Origin of the sequence: Streptomyces erythrochromogenes, assembly GCF_040684695.1 — a bacterium.
GTDB classification, from domain to species: Bacteria; Actinomycetota; Actinomycetes; order Streptomycetales; family Streptomycetaceae; genus Streptomyces; species Streptomyces erythrochromogenes_C.
In genome coordinates this window covers 89,847-111,319 of record NZ_JBFBGM010000008.1, presented here as the reverse complement: position 1 = coordinate 111,319, position 21,473 = coordinate 89,847, and the positions used below count along the sequence as shown (strand labels likewise).

The 21,473-nt window shown below is 72.4% G+C and carries 22 protein-coding genes; 14 read left to right on the top strand and 8 right to left on the bottom strand.

Going from position 1 to position 21,473, the window contains the following annotated elements; all coding sequences use genetic code 11:
• The first annotated feature begins 291 nt into the window (after positions 1-291).
• From AB0O53_RS15070 to AB0O53_RS15060, 3 genes are all read left to right on the top strand, one after another.
• Positions 292-762: a S1 RNA-binding domain-containing protein gene (locus AB0O53_RS15070; protein WP_365195854.1), complete on the top strand. Its 471-nt coding sequence runs from the start codon at positions 292-294 to the stop codon at positions 760-762.
• A gap of 414 nt (positions 763-1,176) precedes the next feature.
• Positions 1,177-1,986, top strand: coding sequence for an SDR family oxidoreductase (locus AB0O53_RS15065; RefSeq protein WP_350994447.1), 810 nt, complete (start codon positions 1,177-1,179; stop codon positions 1,984-1,986).
• A 40-nt stretch (positions 1,987-2,026) separates the two neighbouring features.
• Positions 2,027-4,603: a bifunctional FO biosynthesis protein CofGH gene (locus tag AB0O53_RS15060; protein ID WP_365195852.1), complete on the top strand. Its 2,577-nt coding sequence runs from the start codon at positions 2,027-2,029 to the stop codon at positions 4,601-4,603.
• 64 nt (positions 4,604-4,667) lie between these two features.
• Here AB0O53_RS15060 and AB0O53_RS15055 read toward each other — a convergent pair whose 3' ends face one another.
• Positions 4,668-5,717, bottom strand: a complete 1,050-nt coding sequence (locus tag AB0O53_RS15055) for a tyrosine-protein phosphatase (protein WP_350994451.1) — start codon at positions 5,715-5,717, stop codon at positions 4,668-4,670.
• A 774-nt stretch (positions 5,718-6,491) separates the two neighbouring features.
• On the opposite strand from AB0O53_RS15055, the gene AB0O53_RS15050 reads away from it, so the two are divergent.
• The 4 genes from AB0O53_RS15050 to AB0O53_RS15035 all read left to right on the top strand — a co-directional run bounded on the left by AB0O53_RS15050 (position 6,492) and on the right by AB0O53_RS15035 (position 9,156).
• On the top strand, positions 6,492-7,607 hold the full coding sequence (locus AB0O53_RS15050) for an ADP-ribosylglycohydrolase family protein (RefSeq protein WP_365196031.1): 1,116 nt from the start codon (positions 6,492-6,494) through the stop codon (positions 7,605-7,607).
• A gap of 84 nt (positions 7,608-7,691) precedes the next feature.
• On the top strand, positions 7,692-8,552 hold the full coding sequence (locus tag AB0O53_RS15045; protein WP_350994453.1) for a TIGR03619 family F420-dependent LLM class oxidoreductase: 861 nt from the start codon (positions 7,692-7,694) through the stop codon (positions 8,550-8,552).
• A gap of 40 nt (positions 8,553-8,592) precedes the next feature.
• Positions 8,593-8,874, top strand: a complete 282-nt coding sequence (locus tag AB0O53_RS15040) for a type II toxin-antitoxin system Phd/YefM family antitoxin (protein WP_350994455.1) — start codon at positions 8,593-8,595, stop codon at positions 8,872-8,874.
• Positions 8,875-8,877: 3 nt separating this feature from the next.
• Positions 8,878-9,156 carry a type II toxin-antitoxin system RelE family toxin gene (locus tag AB0O53_RS15035; protein WP_365195850.1) on the top strand — a complete coding sequence of 93 codons (279 nt, stop codon included), beginning with the start codon at positions 8,878-8,880 and terminating at the stop codon, positions 9,154-9,156.
• A 23-nt stretch (positions 9,157-9,179) separates the two neighbouring features.
• Here the strand turns inward: AB0O53_RS15035 and AB0O53_RS15030 are convergent, their stop codons facing one another.
• Both AB0O53_RS15030 and AB0O53_RS15025 read right to left on the bottom strand, forming a co-directional pair.
• Entirely contained in the window at positions 9,180-10,481 is a 1,302-nt protein-coding gene (locus AB0O53_RS15030) for a DUF4241 domain-containing protein (protein WP_350994459.1), read from the bottom strand.
• Between the two features lie 32 nt (positions 10,482-10,513).
• Positions 10,514-10,975: an ATP-binding protein gene (locus AB0O53_RS15025; RefSeq protein WP_365195847.1), complete on the bottom strand. Its 462-nt coding sequence runs from the start codon at positions 10,973-10,975 to the stop codon at positions 10,514-10,516.
• 129 nt (positions 10,976-11,104) lie between these two features.
• Between AB0O53_RS15025 and AB0O53_RS15020 the strand changes: the two genes are divergently transcribed.
• Together AB0O53_RS15020 and AB0O53_RS15015 are read left to right on the top strand one after the other, a co-directional pair.
• A complete protein-coding gene (locus AB0O53_RS15020; protein ID WP_365195844.1) occupies positions 11,105-11,941 on the top strand; it encodes a helix-turn-helix domain-containing protein in 837 nt (278 codons plus the stop codon).
• Positions 11,938-12,186, top strand: a complete 249-nt coding sequence (locus AB0O53_RS15015; protein WP_350994465.1) for a DUF397 domain-containing protein — start codon at positions 11,938-11,940, stop codon at positions 12,184-12,186. The genes AB0O53_RS15020 and AB0O53_RS15015 overlap by 4 nt, the downstream gene beginning before the upstream one ends.
• A 12-nt stretch (positions 12,187-12,198) precedes the next feature.
• Here the strand turns inward: AB0O53_RS15015 and AB0O53_RS15010 are convergent, their stop codons facing one another.
• Entirely contained in the window at positions 12,199-12,816 is a 618-nt protein-coding gene (locus tag AB0O53_RS15010; RefSeq protein WP_350994466.1) for a flavodoxin family protein, read from the bottom strand.
• Positions 12,817-12,975: 159 nt separating this feature from the next.
• On the opposite strand from AB0O53_RS15010, the gene AB0O53_RS15005 reads away from it, so the two are divergent.
• Positions 12,976-13,257, top strand: coding sequence for a hypothetical protein (locus AB0O53_RS15005; protein ID WP_350994467.1), 282 nt, complete (start codon positions 12,976-12,978; stop codon positions 13,255-13,257).
• Here AB0O53_RS15005 and AB0O53_RS15000 read toward each other — a convergent pair.
• The 3 genes from AB0O53_RS15000 to AB0O53_RS14990 all read right to left on the bottom strand — a co-directional run bounded on the left by AB0O53_RS15000 (position 13,229) and on the right by AB0O53_RS14990 (position 15,290).
• Positions 13,229-13,759: a hypothetical protein gene (locus AB0O53_RS15000; RefSeq protein ID WP_350994469.1), complete on the bottom strand. Its 531-nt coding sequence runs from the start codon at positions 13,757-13,759 to the stop codon at positions 13,229-13,231. The genes AB0O53_RS15005 and AB0O53_RS15000 overlap by 29 nt on opposite strands.
• 348 nt (positions 13,760-14,107) lie before the next feature.
• Positions 14,108-14,953 carry a bestrophin-like domain gene (locus tag AB0O53_RS14995; RefSeq protein ID WP_365195840.1) on the bottom strand — a complete coding sequence of 282 codons (846 nt, stop codon included), beginning with the start codon at positions 14,951-14,953 and terminating at the stop codon, positions 14,108-14,110.
• 55 nt (positions 14,954-15,008) lie between these two features.
• Positions 15,009-15,290, bottom strand: a complete 282-nt coding sequence (locus AB0O53_RS14990; RefSeq protein ID WP_365195837.1) for a hypothetical protein — start codon at positions 15,288-15,290, stop codon at positions 15,009-15,011.
• A gap of 116 nt (positions 15,291-15,406) precedes the next feature.
• Between AB0O53_RS14990 and AB0O53_RS14985 the strand changes: the two genes are divergently transcribed.
• Positions 15,407-15,748 (top strand): helix-turn-helix domain-containing protein, encoded by a 342-nt coding sequence (locus AB0O53_RS14985; protein ID WP_350994475.1) that lies wholly within the window; start codon positions 15,407-15,409, stop codon positions 15,746-15,748.
• A gap of 96 nt (positions 15,749-15,844) precedes the next feature.
• Here AB0O53_RS14985 and AB0O53_RS14980 read toward each other — a convergent pair whose 3' ends face one another.
• On the bottom strand, positions 15,845-17,404 hold the full coding sequence (locus AB0O53_RS14980) for an APC family permease (protein WP_350994477.1): 1,560 nt from the start codon (positions 17,402-17,404) through the stop codon (positions 15,845-15,847).
• 335 nt (positions 17,405-17,739) lie between these two features.
• On the opposite strand from AB0O53_RS14980, the gene AB0O53_RS14975 reads away from it, so the two are divergent.
• The 3 genes from AB0O53_RS14975 (at position 17,740) to AB0O53_RS14965 (ending at position 21,449) form a co-directional block, all read left to right on the top strand.
• Entirely contained in the window at positions 17,740-18,417 is a 678-nt protein-coding gene (locus AB0O53_RS14975; protein WP_350994478.1) for a hypothetical protein, read from the top strand.
• A gap of 77 nt (positions 18,418-18,494) precedes the next feature.
• Entirely contained in the window at positions 18,495-19,583 is a 1,089-nt protein-coding gene (locus AB0O53_RS14970; RefSeq protein ID WP_350994480.1) for a DNA alkylation repair protein, read from the top strand.
• A gap of 54 nt (positions 19,584-19,637) precedes the next feature.
• Positions 19,638-21,449, top strand: a complete 1,812-nt coding sequence (locus tag AB0O53_RS14965) for a hypothetical protein (RefSeq protein WP_350994482.1) — start codon at positions 19,638-19,640, stop codon at positions 21,447-21,449.
• The last annotated feature ends 24 nt before the right edge of the window (positions 21,450-21,473 follow it).

Sequence of the window (21,473 nt, the reverse complement as noted above, 5' to 3'; positions counted from 1 at the left end):
TTGGCCGCGCCCGTCCCCGCGTGCAAAAGTACGTTCGATTGGGTCGCCTGGCGGGCCATCAGCTCGACAGCGGCCGAGTGCCGGTGCGGGCGCGGTGGGGGGAGTTCACGGAGTGGGGTTCGACGTGGAGCGGCTGACGGACTTCCGCAGCCGGCTCGTTTCGTACCGCTGAACGACCAGGAGGGCCTCTGGACAGCCGCTTCTCCGACGAGGAGGCCCGGAATCGAGACCGGGCACGCGGGCCTGACGTCCACGCCGGGCACGTTCTGCGAACGCTGGAGCCTCATGCGAATGGATCACAAGTTGGAGCACGGACAGGTCTGCAAGGGAATCGTCACCGCGGTCAGCGACTACAGCCTGAGCGTGACGCTGACCGGAGGCCTTCAGGGCACGGTGTCGTCCGCGAACCTCTCATGGAGGAGAGTGGACCACCCATCGGAAGTCGCACAGGTCGACCAGGTCGTGACCGTCTTCTACTTGAGCACCGATCCCGAGCGCGAGTCGATTTCACTGTCACTGAAAGACATCGAACCCGACCCGCTCATTGAATTCGCACGAACAGAACTTGACGCTGTGACCCGTGGAACCGTCACGAAGATCGCCCCGATCGGCACGTTCGTTCGCCTGCCTTCGGGAATCGAAGGGCTGCTGCCGACCGCCTCCTCCGGAGCAGTTGCGTACAAGTTGGGCGATGAGTTCGAGGTCAAGGTGGATTACATCAACATGCACACCCGGCAGGTCAGAGTCTCCCTCGGCGCCTGACCGGCCGGCGCGCACTTCTTCGATTCACCTCTCCACCAGCGCCGACTCGCGATCCGAAGCGGAGGTCACGGCACAAGACCACGCAGCGGCGCCTACACGCTTTCGAGCAATTGAGGCTGCGGCCCCCGAGCGGCATGACGCAATGACGATTCCGTCCGCGCCGCGGGTGGCGCACACGCGGCCCCGCCGCCCATCGCCACAGCCGTCGGGGCGCGGCCGCCATGACCCTGGAGGGCTGATGCGGACGGGCTCGGGCCGGCCGGACGCCGCCTTGCCCGGCCGGACCGGGCGGACCGGGCGGACCGGGCGGACCGTCGCGCCGCGGCCCGGCGCCCGCGGGAGGGCCAGGGGCCCGCGACCCGCACCCGCCCCTTCCCTCGGGGCGCGGCGCAGCCTAGTCTGACGGGTCGTCAGATGTGGTCGGGTGCCTGGAGGTACGTCGTGCTGTTGCGAGGGAAGACCGTCATCGTCTCCGGCGTCGGGGCCGGGCTCGGGCACCAGGTGGCCGCCGCCGTCGTGCGGGACGGCGGGAACGCCGTGCTCGGGGCGCGGACCGAGGCGAATCTCGCCAAGTCCGCCGCCGAGATCGACCCCGACGGCGCCCACACCGCCCACCGGCCGACCGACATCGGCGACGAGGCGCAGTGCGAGGCCCTCGCCGCCCTGGCGGTGGAGCGGTTCGGCGGCGTCGACGCCGTCGTGCACGTCGCCGCCTGGGACTCGTACTTCGGCGGGCTCCAGGACGCCGACTTCGGGACCTGGCAGCAGATCATCGACGTCAACCTGCTGGGCACCCTACGCATGACGCGGGCCTGCCTGCCCGCCCTCAAGGAGCGGGGCGGGTCCGTGGTCATCATCGGGACGCAGTCCGCCGTGGCCGCGCCCAACGAGGTGCAGCAGGCCGCCTACGCCGCCTCCAAGGGAGCCCTGACCTCCGCCATGTACTCCATGGCCCGCGAGCTCGGCCCGCACCGGATACGCGTCAACACCGTGCTGCCCGGCTGGATGTGGGGCCCGCCGGTTCAGGCCTTCGTCACCTTCACCGCCCACACCGAGAACGTCCCCGAGGCCGAGGTGCACGCCCGCCTCACCGAGCGCATGGCGCTGCCCGACCTCGCCACCGACGGGGACGTCGCCGACGCCGCCGTGTTCCTCGCCTCCGACCGGGCCCGGGCGATTACCGGCCAATCACTGCTGGTCAACGCCGGTGAGCTGATGAGATGACCCGCTCCACCACCGGGACGTCGGATCGTATGCTCGCCCCATGACCACTCTGAGTGAGGCTCCGACCGAAAACGCGATGCGCCGCGCGCTGCGACGGGCCCGAGACGGCGTCGCGCTCGACGCGGGCGAGGCGGCCGTGCTCCTCCAGGCGCGCGGCGAGGCCCTCCGGGACCTCGCCGCCTCCGCCGCTCGCGTCCGGGACGCCGGGCTCGCCGCCGCCGGGCGGCCCGGTGTCATCACGTACTCGCGCAAGGTCTTCATCCCCCTCACCCGCCTCTGCCGCGACAAGTGCCACTACTGCACCTTCGTCACCGTCCCCGGCAAGCTCCGCCGGAGCGGCCACGGGATGTACCTCTCCCCCGACGAGGTCCTCGACATCGCCCGCCAGGGTGCGGCGATGGGCTGCAAGGAGGCCCTCTTCACCCTCGGCGACCGCCCCGAGGACCGCTGGCCCGAGGCCCGCGAGTGGCTCGACGCGCACGGCTACGACGACACCCTCGCCTACGTCCGCGCCATGGCGATCCGCGTCCTGGAGGAGACGGGCCTGCTGCCGCACCTCAACCCCGGCGTCATGTCGTGGTCCGAGCTGCAGCGCCTCAAGCCCGTCGCCCCGTCCATGGGCATGATGCTGGAGACCACCGCCACCCGCCTGTGGTCCGAGCCGGGCGGCCCCCACCACGGCTCCCCCGACAAGGAACCGGCCGTACGGCTGCGCGTGCTGGAGGACGCGGGACGCTCCAACGTCCCCTTCACCACCGGCGTCCTGATCGGTATCGGCGAGTCCTACGAGGAGAGGGCGGATGCCTTCTTCGAACTGCGCCGCATCCAGCGCAGCTACCACGGCATCCAGGAGGTCATCGTCCAGAACTTCCGCGCCAAGCCGGACACCGCCATGCGCGGCATGCCGGACGCGGAGCTGGAGGAGCTGGCCGCCGCGATCGCCGTCGCCCGCCACATCCTGGGCCCGAGCGCCCGGATCCAGGCTCCGCCGAACCTGGTGGACGCCGAGTACGCCCTGCTCATCGGCGCGGGCATCGACGACTGGGGCGGCGTGTCCCCGCTGACCCCGGACCACGTCAACCCCGAGCGCCCCTGGCCGCACATCGAGGAGCTGGCCGCGCGGACCGCGGCCGCCGGCTTCGAGCTGCGCGAACGCCTCACCATCTACCCGGAGTTCCTCCGGCGCGGCGAACCCTGGCTGGACCCGCGGCTGCTGCCGCACGTACGGGCGCTGGCCGACGCGGACACCGGGCTCGCGGACGAGTCGGCCGCCGTCGAGGGCCGGCCGTGGCAGGAGCCCGACGAGGGCTTCGCCGCGTACGGGCGCACCGACCTGCACACCGCCATCGACAGCGAGGGCCGCAGCGCCGACCGGCGCGAGGACTTCGACCACGTCTACGGCGACTGGGACGCGCTGCGCGAGGCGGCCGCGCCCGGGATGGTCCCCGAGCGCATCGACACCGACGTGCGCGCCGCCCTGGCGCAGGCCGCCGACGACCCGACGAAGCTGACCGACGCGCAGGCGCTCGCGCTGCTGCACGCGGACGGGCCGGCCCTCGACGCCCTGTGCCGGATCGCCGACGACCTGCGCCGGTCGGTGGTGGGCGACGACGTCACCTACATCGTCACGCGGAACATCAACTTCACCAACGTCTGCTACACCGGCTGCCGTTTCTGCGCCTTCGCGCAGCGCCGCACCGACGCCGACGCCTACACCCTCTCCCTCGACCAGGTCGCCGACCGGGCCGCCCAGGCCTGGGACGTCGGCGCGGTCGAGGTGTGCATGCAGGGCGGCATCCACCCCGACCTACCGGGGACGGCGTACTTCGACATCGCGCGGGCGGTCAAGCAGCGGGTGCCGGGCATGCACGTGCACGCCTTCTCGCCGATGGAGGTCGTCAACGGCGCGACCCGCACGGGCATGTCGGTACGGGACTGGCTGACGGCGGCCAAGGAGGCCGGACTGGACTCGATCCCGGGGACCGCGGCGGAGATCCTGGACGACGAGGTGCGCTGGGTCCTGACCAAGGGCAAGCTGCCGACGGCGGACTGGATCGACGTCGTCACCACGGCGCACGAGCTGGGGATCCGCTCCTCGTCCACGATGATGTACGGGCACGTGGACCAGCCCCGGCACTGGCTCGGCCACTTCCGCACGCTGGCCCGTATCCAGCAGCAGACGGGCGGTTTCACGGAGTTCGTGACGCTCCCGTTCATCCACACCAACGCCCCCGTGTACCTGGCGGGCATCTCCCGGCCCGGGCCGACGGTCCGCGACAACCGCGCGGTGACGGCGATGGCCCGGATCCTGCTGCACCCGCACATCCCCAACATCCAGACGAGCTGGGTGAAGCTGGGGTCCGAGGGCGCGGCCGAGATGCTCCGTTCCGGGGCGAACGACCTCGGCGGCACGCTGATGGAGGAGACCATCTCCCGCATGGCCGGGTCGAGTTACGGCTCGTACAAGTCGGTGCGGGACCTGGTGGCGGTCGCGGAGGCGGCGGGGCGGCCCGCGAAGCCCCGTACGACGCTGTACGGGGAGGTGCCCGAGGAGCGGCAGCGGGCGGCCCTCGCCTCGGACGGGCACCTGCCGGAGCTGCTGCCCGTACTGGACTGAGCGGAGCGGAGGGGGTCCGCGGCCCGGCCCCGGCCCCCTCCCCCGCTACGGGTCAGCCGACCGGTCAGCCGACGAGGAGGTCCTTCTTGAGCTGCTTCAGCTCGCGGGCGTCGATGCCGAGCCCGTCCTCCAGGTAGCGGTCGAAGGAGCCGTACGTGGTCCTGACCTCGTCGTAGCCGGCGTTCAGGTACTCGGGGCGCACGTCGAGCAGCGGCTTGTAGACGGCGGCCTGCTGGGCGGGCAGGTGCGAGAGGATCGCGTCGTTGGCGGCCTTGCGGTAGTCGTTGCTGGCCAGGTAGTCGGCCTCGACGGTCTGCCGGGGCACGCCGAGGGCGGTCAGCAGGGCGGCATTGGCCCAGCCGGTGCGGTCCTTGCCGGCGGTGCAGTGGAAGAGGACGGAGCGGGCGCGGTCGCGCTCGATGCCGTCGAGGACCTGCGCGTACGCCTTCTTGCCGCCGGCGCCGGAGACCATCGCCCGTTCGGCGTCGACCATGGCCCTGACGGCCTCTTCGGGGGTGCGGGGCATGGTCTGGAAGGAGCCGGAGCCCGCGAAGACGTCGGCGACGACGTAGGCGGCGCCGGCCGGGACCTTGTCGGCGTCCTTGGTGCGCTCGTCCTCCATGCGCAGGTCGAAGACGGTCCTGATGTGCAGGCGCCGGAGCTTGGCGAGGTCGGCGGGGGTGAGCTTGTTCAGGGCGTCCGAGCGGTACACCTCGCCCATCTTCACCCACTGGCCGGTGGCGGTGCGGTAGCCGCCGGCGTCGCGGAAGTTGGCGGTGCCCTCCAGCTTCACGAGCCGGTCGGCGAGGCGCAGGCCCTGGCCGCGCTGCGGCGTGAAGTCGAACCACTGGCGGTCGGCGGCGGGCAGGCCCGTGACGACGGCCCGGCCCTGGGCGCCGCCCTTGGCGACGACCTTGCCGTTCGCCCTGATCTCGACCCGCTTGCCGGTCGGGGCCTTCCACTCCAGGGTGAAGGAGCCGTCGGCCCCGGCGGTGACGGTGGCTTCGGTGAAGGGGATGGCGGAGCGGGCGCCGGCGTTGGCGGCGGGGGCGGTGATCAGGGTGGCGGTGAGCGCGGAGGCGACGACGGTCGCGGCGAGGAGAGCCTTCTTCATGCGGTCGAGGCTGGGCGGCCGCGGAGAACGTCGGGTGAACGCGGTGTGGCTGAAACTGGCCGCCTCGAAGGCAAGTGGCAAAACGTGCCACTCGCCAGGCGGCGGCCGGAACTGTTCGGATTCCGGCCGATCTCTGCTCACTTAAGGACCTCTTGGCGTACGGCTTCCGGTTTCGATCGAACGTGTCCACTACAGTGCGGATTTCGCATGCGCGGCGGTTACAGGTCATCGGGGGGCGCGGTGCCGGGGGTGGACGACGTGATCGGTACGGACGACGGCAAGGCCGCGGGCCCGGGCCCGGGCCCCCTCCCCCCGGGCTTCACCCCGGCCCCGGCAGCCGGGACGGCGGGCCCGAGCCCGACGGAGGGCCCGGCCGGCGGGGCCGCGGGCTCGGTCCCGACCGCCGGCACCCGCCCCGCGCCCACGCCCAGCACCACCAACCCGGCCGGAGGCGAAACGCAGGGCGGCAGCCCGGCGGGCGGTACCCGTGCGGCGGCACCGCACAGCACCGCCGCCCCGGACGGCGGTACGGACGCTCCCGGCCCGGCCGCAGGCCACGGACAGGGCAGCAGCCCGGCCGGCGGCACCCGCGCCGCGGCCACGCCCAGCAACGCCAACCCGGCCGGAGGCCGAGCGCAGGGCGGCAGCCCGGCCGCGAGCCAGGGGCAGGCCGGCGGGGCGGCAGCCACCAGCCCCACCACCCCGGCCGGAGGCCGGCCGCGCCACACCGCCGACACCGCCGACACCGCCGGAGGCAGGACGCTCGGGCGGGGGATCGCCACCGGGCTCTGGGGCCGGATCGAGCAGCAGGACTTCCGCAGCCGGATCCGCGGCACCCTCCTCGGCGCGGCCCTCGGCGACGCCCTCGGCGCGCCCCTGACCGGCCTCTCCCTCGACGCCGTGCGCGCCGCCCACGGCCCCGACGGCCTGACCGCGCCCGCCCCCGCGCACGGCCGCCGCGGCCGGGTCACCGCGGCCACCCAGCTCACCCTCTTCACCGTGGACGGGCTGATCCGGGCCCACGTACGCCGGGACACCGGCGCCTGGCACCCGCCCACCGACGTGCACCGCGCGTACCGCCGCTGGGCGGCGACCCAGCACGACTGGGGCCCCGACGAGCGCCGCGAGGACAACGGCTGGCTCGCGCAGCAGGAGTGGCTCTACGCCCGCCGCGACCCCGACCGCGCCTGCCTGACCGGCTTCGGCGACGACGTCCTCGCCACCCTCGACCGGCCCAAGAACCCGGCCGCCCGCGGCGCGGCCGCCGCCGCCCGCTCGGCGCCCTTCGGGCTGCTCGTCGGCTGGGAGCCCGCCCTCGTCCTCCAGCTCACCGTCGAGTGCGCCGCCCAGAGCCACGGCCATCCCACCGCCCACCTCTCGGCCGGGGCCCTCGCCGTCATCGTCCACGGGCTGATCCGCGGCGACTCCCTCGACGCCGCCGTCCAGCGCACCCTGGGGCTGCTCGGTGCCCGCCCCGGTCACCAGCCCGTCACCGACGCCCTCCAGCGCGCCATGGCGGCCGTCACCCGGGGCGCGCCCGGCCCCGAAGCCGTCGAAGCCCTCACCCCCGGCGAGACCGAGCCGGACGCCTCGGACGCCCTCGCCGTCGCCGTCTACTGCGCCCTGGTCGCGCAGGACGTCGCCCACGGCCTGCGCCTCGCCGTCAACCACGGCGGCGACTCCGTGGCCGCCGGCTCCCTGTGCGGGGCCCTGCTCGGCGCCCTCCACGGCGAGACGGCCCTGCCCCCCGCATGGCTCGCGGAGCTCGAAGGCCGCGCCACGCTCCTGGAACTGTGCGACGACTTCGCCCTGGAGATGACCCAGGGCCCGACCCTCCACAGCCCCTCCACCGCCTCCCCCGGCTGGCTGGCCCGCTACCCCCGCGGCTGACCGACCTGACGCCCCCTCAACAATCGCGGGCGCAGGCCGTACCGTGGCGTTCCCACGTCCCGGCTGCCGGAGGTGCCATCCCGCATGCGGATCGCCACGACCGTCTTCCTCACCGACCGCACCGTCTCCCCCGTCCGCCTCGCCCGCAGTCTGGAGGAACGCGGCTTCTCGGGCCTCTATCTCCCCGAGCACACCCACATCCCGGTCGCCCGCGAGACGCCCGCCCCCATGGGCGGCGAACTCCCCGAGATGTACGGGCGCACCCTCGACCCCTTCGTCGCCCTCGGCCAGGCCGCCGCCGTCACCGAACGGCTGCACCTGGGCACCGGCATCACCCTGGTCGCCCAGCACGACCCGATCGGCCTCGCGAAGCAGGTCGCGACCCTCGACCACCTCTCCGGCGGCCGTTTCACCCTGGGCATCGGCTACGGCTGGAACGTCGAGGAGGCCGCCGACCACGGCGTCGAGTGGCGCACCCGCCGCGACCTGGTCCGCGACCGGATGGCCCTGATGCGCGCCCTGTGGGCGCCCGAGCCGACGGCGTACGTCGGCCAGTACTGCTCCGTCCAGGCGAGCAGCGCCCACCCGAAGCCCGCCCAGGCCCCGCGGGAACTCGGCCCCGGATCCCCCCTGCACGGCCCCCGCACCCTGATCGGCGGCGCGGCCGGCCCGAAGCTCTTCGCCGCGATCGCCGACCACTCCGACGGCTGGCTCCCGATCGGCGGCGGCGGCCTCACCGAGTCCCTCCCGGTGCTGCGGCAGCTCTGGGAGACCGCCGGCCGCGACCCGAAGTCCCTCCAAGTGGTCCCGTACGCCGTGCACCCCAGCCCGGGCAAGCTCGCCCACTACGCCGACCTCGGCATCGAGGAAGTCGTCCTCCAACTCCCCTCGGCCCCCGAGCCGGAGATCCTGCGCACCCTGGACGGCTTCGCCCAGTACCTCTGACCAACAAGCCGCCTTCATGTACATCTGGTACATTGCTGACATGAGTGAGCCGGTCATCGAATCCATGGCGGAAGTGCGCAGTCACCTGGCCGACGCCATAGACCGCGCCCGCCGCGAGGGAGTGCCCACGATCATCACGCGACGCGGCAAGCAAGAAGCCGTCGTGATCGACATCGACGAGTACCAGCGTCTGCGCCGCCTCGCGGACGAGAGCGAAGACGCCTGGCTGAACGCCATGGCCGACGAGGCCGAGGGCGAGGGTCTCGAGGGATCCGTGTCCCTGGAGGAAATGGCCGCCATCCTCCGCGATCAGCAGGCATGACGGATGGGCTACGTCACCCGGTTCACGTCACACGCACAACGCGACTTGCTCAAGATCCCCCGCCCTGACGCCGTGCGCATCCTGCACCGGCTCGCCGAACTGCAGAAGGCGCTCACGGCGGGGGACACGGCGTCGTTCGACGTCAAGGTGCTCCGGGGACACGCGACACGCTGGCGCCTGCGCGTCGGCGACTACCGCGTCGTCCACACCGTCGAGGACGATCAGCTCATCGTCTGGGCACTGGCAGCAGGGCACAGGCGCGAGGTGTACCGGGGCCACTGAGGCCGGGGCGCGAAGGGCAGGGCTCAGGGAGCGTCCGCGAGGGCCGGCATCTCGTCCACGACCACCACCACACCGACCACGTCCCCCTCGGCCGACCGGCCCACCCAGGCGGGGTGGTAGCCGTCCGAGCACACGGCGAAGGCCACCAGTTCCGCTCCGGATTCCGGCTCGCGGGTCCGCAGCAGGAACATGGAGCCGGTGAAGTCCTCCGCGTCGTCGGGGTCGTTGTGGTCCATCGCCCCGTCGACGCGTTCCTGGAGCGGCCCCCACGCCACGGCGTCGGCGAAGGCCCCCGTCGCACCGTCCGTGCCGAAGCCGTACGCATGCCCGTTCTGCAGCAGCCGGACGTCGTCCTCGGGTGCCAGTGCCATCTCCCAGGACACGGCGGGCTCCTCGCTCACGCGCAGCCGGACCGCCGTCGGCTCCGTGGTGTCCACCCAGCGGTCGTCGTACATGCAGTGGTACCCGAAGGCGATCTGCGCCTCTTCCAGCACGTGCTCCCCCGGCGGCACGGCGACGGTGAGGCGCGGCCCCTTCGCGTGGTGGGGGCAGTCGATGGCCAGCAGCCCGCTCGGCACGTTCAGGGTCCCCGACCGCCGGGGTTCCACGACCGTCATGTCGGGGTATGCCGACGTGGTCATGCGCGTCCCGGGCCGGAACAGCGCGTCCACCGGCCCGGCCGTGCCGGGCCGCGGCGCCCGCCACAGACCGGCGGGCTCGGTGTCGACAGCGGTATCGGTATCGGTATCGGCGCCCCGACCGGCGACGGTGGCGGCCGCCCGGAGGGTGACGGGCTCCGCCAGCCCCTGCACCTGCGCGGAGATCACGGGCCAGTCCTCGAAGGCGGGCCGGTCCCGCCACTTCTCCCCGTCGGGCACGTCGGCCAGGGTCTCCCGCCTGGATCCCTTCGATCCGCGCGGTGCGTGCGACACGATGCCCCTGGTGTCGGGGTGCAGGGTGTAGGTGACCTGCGGGGCCTCCTCGTCGAACTCGGCCGTGTCCGGCCCGGCGTACCGCCAGATGCGGGTGATCCGGGTCAGCAGCCGGTCCCCGTCCAGGAGCCTGTAGTCCGCCTCGTGAGTACGGCGGCCCTGCTCGTCGTAGACCCAGAGACCGACGTGGTGGTCCGGCCAGGAGACGAGCCGGACCTCGACGGGGGCCTCCCGGCCCGGTATCCGGTACTCCGCGACGTACGGGAGCCCCGCCGCGTCCCGCTCCCGCGCCTCCTCGGCCGACAGGGGCCGCCAGGGTGCGCGGGCCGTCAGGTCCCAGCCCTGCGCGTACCCCACCTCGACGACCGTCCCCGGTTCGCGCTCCCGCTCCATGTGCCACCGCCCGCTCGTGCCCGCCCGATCCTTCAGAGCGGAAGGTAGCCGGTGCCGCTGACAGGAGCCTTCCGGCGCCGCAGCTCGGCCCAGACCGTCTTGCCGACGATGCGCTCCGTGACGCCCCAGTCGGCGGCGACGGCGTCCACGATGCGCAGGCCGTAGCCGGACTCCGCCTGGTAGGCGTGCGGCTGGACGGCCGGGCGGCGGTCGCGTCGGGCGTCGGAGACCTCGATGCGCAGGAGCTCCTCCAGGAGCGTCAGCTTCAGCTCGAAGTCCCGCCCGGGGACGCGGCCGTGCCGGACGGCGTTGGCGGCGAGTTCGGCCACGAGGAGCCCGGCGTCGGCGGAGAAGGCGGTGGATTCGGGGAAGCCCCAGTCGTGCAGCTCGACGAGGGCCAGCTGTCGGGCCAGCCGGGCCCCGCGGCAGGTGCTGGTGAAACGCTGAGTGAACACGCGTACGAGGGTCCGGGCGCGGCCGGAAGCGTCGGTCATGGGCGCCAACATCCCGCCCGACCAGGCTCGTTCAACACCACCCGGACTCGTACAAACCAACTGTACGAGTCCACTCCCTGGACAGGCGCGGTCACGGTGCGTGAATCTGCTGGCGGGGAGGTGACCGCCATGGTGAGTGCCGACGGCAACGGTGACGGCGAGGTCGAGCCGGACGACAACCTGCGCAGCTTCGGCGAGACGGTCAAGGCCTCCCGCAAACGCGCCGGCCTGACCCAGGAGCAACTGGCCCCGCTGATCGGGTACTCGGTCCAGTACGTCGGCTCGGTCGAGCAGGGCCGCCGCCACCCGTCGCAGAAGTTCGTGCACAAGACCGAGGCGGTCCTGGACACCTTCGGCGTCATCGACATCGCGGCCCGGCAGCTGACGCGACGGCGCGGCCTGGCGACGTGGTTCCGGCGGTGGGCGGAGCTGGAGGAGGGCGCCGTCATCCTCAACACCTACGAGTGCCGGTCCGTTCCCGGTTTGCTCCAGCCGGAGTCCTACGCCCGCGCGCTGGTGGACGACGTCCTGCCGCCGCCCACCTTCGAAGAGGTCGAGGCGCGCATCACGGCCCGGCTGGAGCGCCAGCAACTGCTCTCCCGCACCCCGTACACCGTCTTCAGCTTCATCATCGACGAGGCGGTGATCCTGCGGCAGACCGGTGGGCCGGAGGTGAGCCGCCAGCTGATCGACCACCTGCTGGAGTGCGGCCGATTGCCCAACGTGGACCTGCAGATCATGCCGCTGGTCAGCCCCGAACACGCCGGTCTCGGTGGCCCCTTCCGCCTCCTCGAAACCCAGGACCACGAATGGGTGGGATACAGCGAGGGCCAGCAGTCGGGCAGGGTGCTGACCGACCCGAAGGACCTCAGCCTCCTCCACCTCCGGTATGCCAAACTTCGCATCCAGGCCCTCAATCCGGCGGACACCGCCGGCCTGTTGATGCGAAGGCGAGGATCCCTGTGAAGAGCTCCCGGCTCCGGTGGTTCAAGAGCAGTTACAGCAGCGGCGACGGCGACAGCTGCGTCGAGGTCGCCCTCTCCTGGCACAAGTCCACGTACAGCAGCGGTGACGGCGACGACTGCGTCGAGGTAGCCGCCTGCCCCGGCGCCGTGCACGTCCGAGACTCCAAGGTGACGGCCGGCCCCGAGCTGGCCGTCACCCCCGGTGTCTGGACCGCGTTCCTGGGCGGCGTCACCTCCACCCGCTGAGCGGCGGCGCGGCTACCGCTCCCCGGTCTCCTCCTGCGCGGGGAACCGGGCGAGCGGGGCCTCGCGCTCGAAGAAGGTCTTCGCGCGGGTGATCGCGCGCTCGTCGCCCCGCACCTGGCCGGGGCGGGAGCCGTTGCCGAGCAGGACCCCGCCGAAGCGCATTCCGAGGTAGGCCGCCGAGTGGTTGAGGGCGGTGATCAGCCCGTCGGCGCGGACCTCGTCCTCCTCGGACATGACCGTGACGCCCCACAGGGTGCGGCCGGCCATCCGCTTCTTGAAGTCCAGGCCGGGCACGCCCAGCCAGCCGGACCAGTAGTCGAGGTAGCGCTTGGTGTTCGCCGAGACCGTGTACCAGTACAGGGGCGAGACGATGACGATGTCGGTGGCCTCCAGGGTGAGCCGGCGCAGTTCCTCCTCCTGCTCGCTCACCGGCCAGGTCCCGTCCTCGTGCCGGCCGTCCTGGAAGTCGGGCAGCGGGTCCTTCGCGAGGTCCACCCAGCGCTGCGGGATGCCGGCGGGAAGCTGTTCGGCGGCGGCGCGGGCGAGGGTCTCGCTGTTGCCCTCCGGCCGGGAGCTGCCGAGGACGAAGAGGAACGAACGGTCGGTGGCGTCAATGTTGTCGGTCGTCATGTGGCGTGCAACTGCCGCTGCTTGCGGACCCATTCCGTCCGCCTACCGGGGCGGGCCGCACGCCGGCGGACCGCCTCGGCGTACCGTTCCACTTCGCCGACCCCGGCGACCCGGGCCACGACGCACCGCGCCGGCGGCCCTGAAAGGAGACCGGTCCACATGCCCGGGCAGCGCAGACGCAGGCAGAGGCAGCAGCGGCACGACGAGCGGCACCGGCCGGAGAACGTCCCCGGCCGGTGGGAGCCGCTGTTCGAGACGCAGGAGCAGGCGGAGCTGAGGCAGTTCCTGCGCCGGCTCCAGGACGCGGGCACGGTCACCGACCCGGCGCGCGTCCGGATCGACACCTTCTGCGGCCGGCTCACCCACCCGACGACCTACCGGGTCAGCGTCTACGTCCCCGACGGGGAAACGGCTACTGGCTCATCAGCGGCGAGCCCGTGAGCTGCCAGGTGATGGCTCCCTTGCCGTCGCCCTCGATGTCGTAGACGACGGTCGCGTCGCCGGACCACTGCTTGGCAGGGTCGAGGACGACCGCGGGGGTCAGGCAGGTGAGGCTTCCCTCGGGCTTGGCATTGATGGCGGCGGTGACGTCGCAGGTCTTGCTGTTGACCACGACGTCGGTGCCGCCCGGGACCCGGCTCTCCAGACGCGTCGTCACCTTGAAGGAGGTGAAGCGCTTGCTGGTCATGTCGGACTGGCCGTCGTTGATGAAGCCCCAGTTGACGGTCGCCTTGCCGCGGACCTTGCCGTCGGCGACGGCCTCCACGCAGGTCGGTGCCGACAGCTGTGCCTCGGGGATGATCCCGGTCATGACCTGGATCCGGGCGTTCGTGCCCGCGCTCGAGCAGGTCTGCGCCGCACTCGCCTGCGAGACCGAGAGGGCCCCGGAGAAGGCGGCCGCGGCCGCGCCGACCGCACAGGCGCGCAGAAGGTTCTTGTTCATGTCGCTGTATCCCCCGCATAGGTGTTCCGAAAGGGCTGAACGGCCCGGTGGGACCAGCTACGAGGCACCTCGCTCCCCCCGTGGCAGCGGCATGCGCGGCTGGTAAGGGGCCGTCAGCGGAGTCGATCCTAGGCCGTGCCGCCGGACCGCGCTCAGCACATTTCCCCAGCTCAGAGCCCGCGTGGCTGAAAAACACCCCTGTCCTGAACCTGGTCGGTGGCGTCGCCGGGGCCGGTACGGCGGGGCCGGGTGGGCGCCCTCGGCCGTAAGCGGAATCCGCGCTGCGGTCCGCGCGGCCAATACCGGCCAAGTCTGCGGGCGGGAGCACCCGCCCCCGGACCCCGACGGCTACCGGCCGGTGCTCTGCTCCCGCACCTGGGGCTGAACCGCCGGGGCGTCGCCGCCGCCCGCCCAGAACTGCGCCAGGACCGCCTCCTTGTACGGCTCCGGGCACACGCTCAGGTCTCCGGCGAAGGGCCGGTCCAGGGCCACCACCAGGAGCAGGCTGAAGCCGATCAGTCCCGCCACCGCCGACACGAAGAGCAGCTGCATCTTCAGGCTGCGCAGCCCGAAGAGGAAGGTGAGCGGGACGATCACGAACGCACCGCCGTACACGAGCACCTGGAGCAGGACGGGCAGGGAGGTCTCGGCCATCGTGATCCGGGCGCGGCGCTGCGAGTTGAGGTCGCCGAGGCGGGTGACGGCCTCCGCGTAGAAGGTCTCGGCGCGCGGGCCCTGCGGCTCGTAGGCCAGGAGTGCCTGGTAGAGGCCGTGCGTCTGCGCGCCGGTGGCCTCGTAGCTGGGCCGGCCCTCGCGCATCAGCGGCCACTGCACCTCGACGACGCCGTGCGCGTAGGCGCCCACCGCCGTGTGCACGCGCGCCCGGTCGGCGGCGGGGAATGCGTCGGCGGCGCGCACGACGGCGGCCAGGTCGCTGGCCTCGGCGGCGACGATGTTCTGGGTGTTCTCCCGCTGCGTCCACAGGGTGACGACGACGAAGGCGAGGATGATGCCGTAGATCGCGCCGAACATGCCGAGCGCGACCCCGACCATCTCGTTGTGCTCGCCCTGGGCGAGGTGCGGGAAGCGGCGGCGGGCGGCCGCACTGCCGGCCGCGGCGAGGCCGGTGAGGCCGCCCACGAGCAGGACGGCGATGACGAAGGTGCTGACGTGGTTGAGCAGCCAGAGGATCATGCGCTGCTCAACGAACGCCTCCGGCAGCCGTACCGCCGCCCGTCCGGGCCGGGGCTCAGCCGACCTTGGGGGTCTTCGGCAGCCCGGCGTCCAGGGCCGTGCCGGCACCGCCGAGGGAGCTGTCGGTGGCCTTCGTGGCGGAGCCGACCGCGCCCTGGGTCACCGCGACCGCCGTCTTCGCGTCCTGGACGGTCTGCGCGGGGTGGTCGGCGATGTCGACGACGCGGCCGACGAGCGGCGCGGCCCCGGACGGCTCGTCGGCGGCGTGCGCGGCGCCGGGTACCAGTGCGAGGGCGGCACCGCCGGACAGGACCAGGGCGGCAAGGGTGCGCTTCATGGCAGTCATGCCCGACCCAACGACCCGCCGCACCCCGAGTCACCACCCGCCCACCACTTTGGAGTGACCGAGAAGGCGTACGAGGATTACATGACGCAATCGGAGGAGGACACACCATGACCCAGACGCCCGACGGCCCGGCGCGGGCCGCCCGCTGGGATGACGTCGTCGAGGAGTTCGGCTTCTCCCCCGCAGAACGGGCCGAGATCGACCGGGGCGCGGCGGAGATGATCGCCGTCGTCCGTGCGCACCGCCTGGCCGAGGTGCGCAAGCGGCAGCACACCACGCAGGTTCAGGTGGCCGAGGCGATGGGGGTCACCCAGGCCAGGGTCTCCCGGATCGAGAACGGCGAACTCGAACGCAGTGAGGTCGAGACTCTCGCCGCCTATGTCCGCGCCCTCGGCGGCAGGCTCAAGATCGTGGCCGAATTCGGTGACGAGCAGTATCTGCTCGGGTAGCCCGACGACACCGCGGCGGGAACGCCGGCGGCCCCGGATCGGGGGGATCGATCCGGGGCCGCGGGGATGACTCGGCGGGGCGTCGCGGGCTGGGTGTCAGTCCTCGACCACCAGGGACGGGGTGGACTTCGTCAGGACCTCGCCGCGGAAGAAGGCGGGGCTGCGGCGCTCGGTGACGAACATGATCACCAGGCCGAGGGCCAGCAGGCCCACGCCGATGATGAAGACGCTGCCGACGCCGAGGACGGTGGAACCGGATCCGTAGGCCGGGTCCCACATGTCGAAGAGGGTCTTGCAGAAGACCGCGGCCAGCAGCAGTCCGCCCAGGACCGGGAAGACGCCCTTGAAGAACAGGTCGCGGGAGGAGCGGCGCAGTTCGGCGCGGAAGTACCAGGCGCAGGCGAACGCGGTCAGCGAGTAGTAGAAGCAGATCATCAGGCCGAGCGCGAAGATCGTGTCGGTCAGGACGTTCTCGCTGACCAGGGTCATCACCGTGTAGAAGAGGCCGGTGGCGGCGCCCGCCATGACGGTGGCGCGGCCCGGGGTCTTGAACTTGGGGTGGACCTTGGCGTAGGAGGGCGGCAGCGCCTCGTACGTCGACATGGCGAGGACCGTGCGGGCCACCGGGATGAAGGTGGTCTGCAGGGAGGCCGCGGCGGAGGCCAGGACGGCGATGAAGAGCAGGATGCCGAGCACCGGGCCCATCACCGGGCCGGCGAGGGCGGCGAAGACGTTGTCGGAGGTCTCCTCGTTGGCGAGGCCGAGGCCCTCGCCGCCGGAGCCGACCGCCATCTGGGCGGCGACGCCCGTGGCGAGGTAGGAGCCGACCAGGACGACCATCGCGATGAGCGAGGCGCGGCCGGGGGTCTTCGTGGAGCCGGTGGTCTCCTCGTTGGTGGCCAGGCACGCGTCCCAGCCCCAGTACATGAAGATCGAGAGCGAGAGGCCGGCGGTGAAGGCCGCCATGGACTCGACCGCGAAGGGGTTCATCCAGGACCAGGAGAAGTCCAGGCCGGTGTCGAAGGTGCCGGCGGAGGCCTTCTGGAAGGCCATCGCGACGAAGACGGCGAGCACGACGAGCTGGAGGCCGACCAGGGCGTACTGGACGCCCTTGGTGGCGGTCATGCCGCGGTAGCTGATGGCAGTCGCGAGCGCGATCAGGGTCAGGCAGGTGGCGATGTGGACGAGCTTGTTGTCGTCCAGGGCGGCGATCGACGGATTGTTCGTGATCTCGCCGGCCAGCAGCCAGAAGTAGGAGGTGGCGACGCCCGCCAGGTTGGAGAGCACGATGATCGTGGCGATCACCAGGCCCCAGCCGCACATCCAGCCGATCCGCGGGCCGAAGGCCTTGACGGTCCAGGTGAAGGAGGTGCCGCAGTCCGGCATGGCCTTGTTGAGCTCGCGGTAGGCGAAGGCGACCAGGAGCATCGGGAGGAAGCCGGCGAGGAAGATCGCGGGCATCTGCATGCCGACCTCGCCGGCGGTGGAGCCGAGGGTCGAGGTCAGGCAGTAGACGGGGGCGACGGTGGAGATGCCGATGACGGCGCTGCCCACGAGCCCCACGGACCCCTTGCCGAGGCCCTTGCCGCGAACATCGCCGTCGGCGACGCCGCTTACCGTGTCTCCGGCCTGAGGCCGAACGTCCAGCTGAGTCATGGGTCAGGACGTTAGATGGTGCGTTTTCCACATCTGGAGGATCGAAGTCCGGAAGAGAACGGCCCTCGACGCCTTGGAATCTTGAGGCCGAGACAGTTCACAATCACTTAATACAAGGTTCACTCAGGCATCCAACCGCGATTCGAGAGGATCGACACAGAGGCTTTCGGCATGCGGAAACCGCAGGCATGTCCGATTTGCACTTTTCCAAAGTTTCCCTCGTGACTTTGCGGTGACCAGTGGTAACGGGGTATGTGGACCGGTTTGCCGCGAACATGATCATCGACCTAGAGTCACCGCGGTTCAAGGTCGTTCACGGGGGAGTCACCATGCGCATGCGCACCACATCACTGCTGGCATCGGCCGCGGCCGTCACCGCCCTGCTCACCCTCACCGCCTGCGGGGGCGGCGCGAACCCGACCGTCGGCGGCATCGGTTCCGGCGCCGACACCGGGACGGGCGGCGCCACCGACGGCGGCGCCCACGAGGGCACCCTGGAGAACCCCACCAAGAACGGCGGGGTCAACGGGAACGCCCCCAAGGACGGCACCGCGTTCCAGAAGCTGCCCAAGGCGGGCACCATGGCCGCGGCCGCCCGGTTCATCGGCGGCTTCACCGACTGCGGCCAGGTCAGCGCCGACAACGGCGAGGACAGCCCGACGAGTGCGGACGCCGAGTTCAACAAGGCCGGCACCGTGACGGAGACCGGCTACTGCGGCAGGCAGAACCACACCACGATCCTCCTCTACAAGGACGCGAAGGCCTTCCAGACGGCCTTCAAGGCGGAGATGGCGAAGAAGGGCAACAGGGGCAACCCCGACAGCGGCATCGTCGTCGGCCAGGACTTCGCCATGGGATCCCAGGACGCGGACTCCATGAGCGCCCTGCTCCAGCCGCAGGCCGGACTGCTCATGCTCAACTGCCACCCGGACTTCAAGCCGCCGAGCGGCTTCCGCAAGGAACCGGCGCTGGTGAAGGGCTGCGTCCTCACGGACTACTACATGGACCACTGAGGAACCCCGCCGGTCCGGGCGGGGCCCGCCCGGTCCGGGCGGGGCCGCCTCGACGGGCGATCCGCGAGACTGTCCCCATGCCCACGGCCGATGAGCTCCTCAGCGCGGACACCGTCACCACCCTGGCCGGCCTGCTGGCCCGGGCCGGCGGCCGCCGGTCCGCGCCCGCCCTGACCGCCCGCGCCGCCGCGCTCGACGGGCTGTCGTACAGCGGCCGGGTCGCCGCGGTCCGCGACGCCGTGCTCGCGGACCTCCCCGAGGACTGGCCCGGCTTCGAGGCCGTCGTGCGCACCGCGCTCGCCGAACCCGCCTTCGAGGGGTGGATGACCTTCCCCGTCAACGAGGCCGTCGCCGTCCGCGGACTGGAGGCGTTCGAGCCCGGCCTGGAGCTGCTGCACGACCTCACCCCGCGGCTGACCGCCGAATCCGCGGTGCGCCCCTTCCTGCGCGCCGACCCCGGCCGCGCCCTTGCCGTCGTACGGGAGTGGACCGGGGACCCGGACCCGCACGTACGGCGCCTCGCCAGCGAAGGCACCCGGCCCCGGCTCCCGTGGGCCCCGCAGCTGCCCGCGTTCGTCGCCGACCCGCGGCCGGCCCTGCCCGTGCTGGACGCCCTCTACCGCGACGAGTCCGAGTACGTGCGCCGCTCCGTCTCCAACCACCTCAACGACATCTGCCGCGACCACCCCGCCCTCGCCGTCGAGACCGCGGCCCGCTGGCTCGCGGAGCCCGCCGGTACGACGGACCGCGTCGTACGGCACGGCCTGCGCACCCTGATCAAGGCCGGCCGGCCCGAGGCGCTGACCCTGCTCGGCCACGCCCCGGACGTACCGGTCACCGTGCGGGGGCCGGTGGTGACCACCCCGCGGGTCGCCGTCGGGGAGTACCTCGTCTTCGACTACGCGGTCACCAACACCGGCGAACTCCCGGCCGAGCTGGTGATCGACTACGTCGTGCACCACACCAAGGCGAACGGCACCCGCACCCCGAAGGTGTTCAAGCTCGTCACCCGCGCGCTGGGCCCCGGCGAAACGCTCGCCGGCACCAGGCGGCACTCCTTCAAGCCGATCACCACCCGCCGCTACCACTCCGGCGAGCACCTGGTGCAGCTCCAGGTCAACGGCCGCGTCCGCGGCGAGGCCGCATTCTCGCTGGACGCCGGATGATCACTGGGGCATGCTGCGGGGCATGACCAACGGAATCGAGTACCACCCCGCCCGGTGAGCGCCCGCGACGAGCGCCCGCCGCTCACCTCCCGGACGACCTCCCTCCACGACTACGCCCTCTTCCGCCACGGCATCGAGCCGGACGCGCAGGTCCCCACCGACGGATACCCCCTGCCCGACGGCCAACCACCCGAGCAGTTCCGCAACCGCCTGCGGTGGCAGGCCGCGCACCGCGAGGTGACCGCGGCGATCGAGCCCCTCTTGGCCGACCCCGACCCGGTACGGGCCGCCGAGGACGTCCACCGGCAGGTGGCCGCCCTGGGGCTGTCCCACCGCAGCCTGCGCGCGCACGTGGCACGGCTCGTTCCGGCGGACGAGGCCGCGGCCCGGCGGACCGCCCGCCACCTGGTCCGCACCGGAACCTCGGTCGCGGCCGTCGGAGTCGGCATGGCCCTGCTGATCCGCCTCGGCGAGCCCGAGGACGTGCCGTGCCTGAAGGCCCTCGGCATGCTGCGGGGCCTGGCCACCGCGGCGGCAGCGGCCCTCGACCCCCTGGACCGGCAGGCCGCCGCCGTGCTGGAGCTCCGCGGCCGGATCAGCCAGGACCCGGAGCGACACCTGCTCGCGGCTACCACCACCGGTGACCACGAGGCCGTACGCACGGCACTGCTCGCGCTGCCCGACACGGTGACCTCGGAACGCTCCCGCCGGATCGCCGAAGCCGCCGACCTGCACGGTCTGCTGCAAGCCCGCCCGGGGGACCTCGAACTGTCCGCCGTGGCCCTCCGGTTGCTGCACGGGATGTGCCAACAGCCCGACAGCCGGGGGGAGATCCTCGAATACGGCCCTGCCGCGAGCGTCTACGCACTCGCGGTCGCGCAGGCGGACCGGCTGCCGCCGACCCCCGACCACCGGGCGCTGCTCCTCTCGACCGCCCTCGACCTGCACAGCGGACCCGCCGCCCTCCTCGACCGGGGGCCCGGTGAACGGCAAGCCCTGCTCGACGCGCTGGAACGGGCCCTCGTCGTGAAGGGCGAAGACGCGCCACCGATCCTGGCGGACTGGATCCGGCGACACGCACGCCTGCCCTTCGCCCCCGATCCGGTCCCGGCGTCCGCCGACGGGCCGCCCGCCTTCCAGGTGGCCTGCGTCCAGACGGCTGCGGACTTCCCCGGCGTCGAGACCCGCTTCCTGGTCGACGGGCTCCCGCTGCTCCCCGCGCTGTTCCGCAGCGGCCGGGGAAACGCCCCCGAGTATCTGGTCGACCACCTCGGCCTGCGTGCCGAACCGCAGCCGCGGGAGGTGCAGCTCGCCCGGGCGTACTGCACGGAGGGCTGCTGCGGCGCCCTGTACGTGACGATCCGCCGGGACGGCGACGAGGTGGTGTGGGGCGGCTGGCGCGGGGTCGACGCGCAGGCGCGGCCGCCCCGGGAGTACCGCTTCGACGCCGCCGCCTACGATGCCGAGGTCGAGCGCGCCGAAGGGGACCACTCCTGGTGCTGGCCGGCCCGCCGCACGGCCCGGCTGATCTCGTCGGGCTTGCGGGACCGGCCCGAGTTGCTGGGGCGGTGGGGCCTCATGCCCTCGGAGATCTCCACCGACCCTCGCGAACCGCACACCACGGTGATCAGGCTCGTGTTCCTCGCCCCGGACGGCGCCGAGGACGGGCACGGGCGGCCGCTGCGGCTGTACTTCGACTGGCGGCTGCCCGATGACGGCAGCCCGCCGGAGGAACGGGCGGCCGGAGCACTGGACCGGATCGAGCAGTTCGACCCGAAGGACTTCGCCCCGCTCGCAAGGGGGAGCAGCGAGCTCGCCGCGGCCCTCGGCTACACGTGGGCCGACGGGTCCGGGCCGGACACGTAGGACCACACGCCGGAGCACGGTGCG

Coding starts and splice junctions, on each gene's coding strand:
- AB0O53_RS15060 (WP_365195852.1), top strand. CDS start 2,027: ATGACCACTCTGAGTGAGGCTCCGACCGAAAACGCGATGCGCCGCGCG.
- AB0O53_RS14980 (WP_350994477.1), bottom strand. CDS start 17,404: ATGACTCAGCTGGACGTTCGGCCTCAGGCCGGAGACACGGTAAGCGGC.
- AB0O53_RS14970 (WP_350994480.1), top strand. CDS start 18,495: ATGCCCACGGCCGATGAGCTCCTCAGCGCGGACACCGTCACCACCCTG.
- AB0O53_RS14975 (WP_350994478.1), top strand. CDS start 17,740: ATGCGCACCACATCACTGCTGGCATCGGCCGCGGCCGTCACCGCCCTG.
- AB0O53_RS15020 (WP_365195844.1), top strand. CDS start 11,105: ATGGTGAGTGCCGACGGCAACGGTGACGGCGAGGTCGAGCCGGACGAC.
- AB0O53_RS15045 (WP_350994453.1), top strand. CDS start 7,692: ATGCGGATCGCCACGACCGTCTTCCTCACCGACCGCACCGTCTCCCCC.
- AB0O53_RS15000 (WP_350994469.1), bottom strand. CDS start 13,759: ATGAACAAGAACCTTCTGCGCGCCTGTGCGGTCGGCGCGGCCGCGGCC.
- AB0O53_RS15010 (WP_350994466.1), bottom strand. CDS start 12,816: ATGACGACCGACAACATTGACGCCACCGACCGTTCGTTCCTCTTCGTC.
- AB0O53_RS14995 (WP_365195840.1), bottom strand. CDS start 14,953: ATGATCCTCTGGCTGCTCAACCACGTCAGCACCTTCGTCATCGCCGTC.
- AB0O53_RS15040 (WP_350994455.1), top strand. CDS start 8,593: ATGAGTGAGCCGGTCATCGAATCCATGGCGGAAGTGCGCAGTCACCTG.
- AB0O53_RS14990 (WP_365195837.1), bottom strand. CDS start 15,290: ATGAAGCGCACCCTTGCCGCCCTGGTCCTGTCCGGCGGTGCCGCCCTC.
- AB0O53_RS15005 (WP_350994467.1), top strand. CDS start 12,976: ATGCCCGGGCAGCGCAGACGCAGGCAGAGGCAGCAGCGGCACGACGAG.
- AB0O53_RS15070 (WP_365195854.1), top strand. CDS start 292: ATGGATCACAAGTTGGAGCACGGACAGGTCTGCAAGGGAATCGTCACC.
- AB0O53_RS14985 (WP_350994475.1), top strand. CDS start 15,407: ATGACCCAGACGCCCGACGGCCCGGCGCGGGCCGCCCGCTGGGATGAC.
- AB0O53_RS15055 (WP_350994451.1), bottom strand. CDS start 5,717: ATGAAGAAGGCTCTCCTCGCCGCGACCGTCGTCGCCTCCGCGCTCACC.
- AB0O53_RS15025 (WP_365195847.1), bottom strand. CDS start 10,975: ATGACCGACGCTTCCGGCCGCGCCCGGACCCTCGTACGCGTGTTCACT.
- AB0O53_RS15030 (WP_350994459.1), bottom strand. CDS start 10,481: ATGGAGCGGGAGCGCGAACCGGGGACGGTCGTCGAGGTGGGGTACGCG.
- AB0O53_RS15065 (WP_350994447.1), top strand. CDS start 1,177: ATGTGGTCGGGTGCCTGGAGGTACGTCGTGCTGTTGCGAGGGAAGACC.
- AB0O53_RS15035 (WP_365195850.1), top strand. CDS start 8,878: ATGGGCTACGTCACCCGGTTCACGTCACACGCACAACGCGACTTGCTC.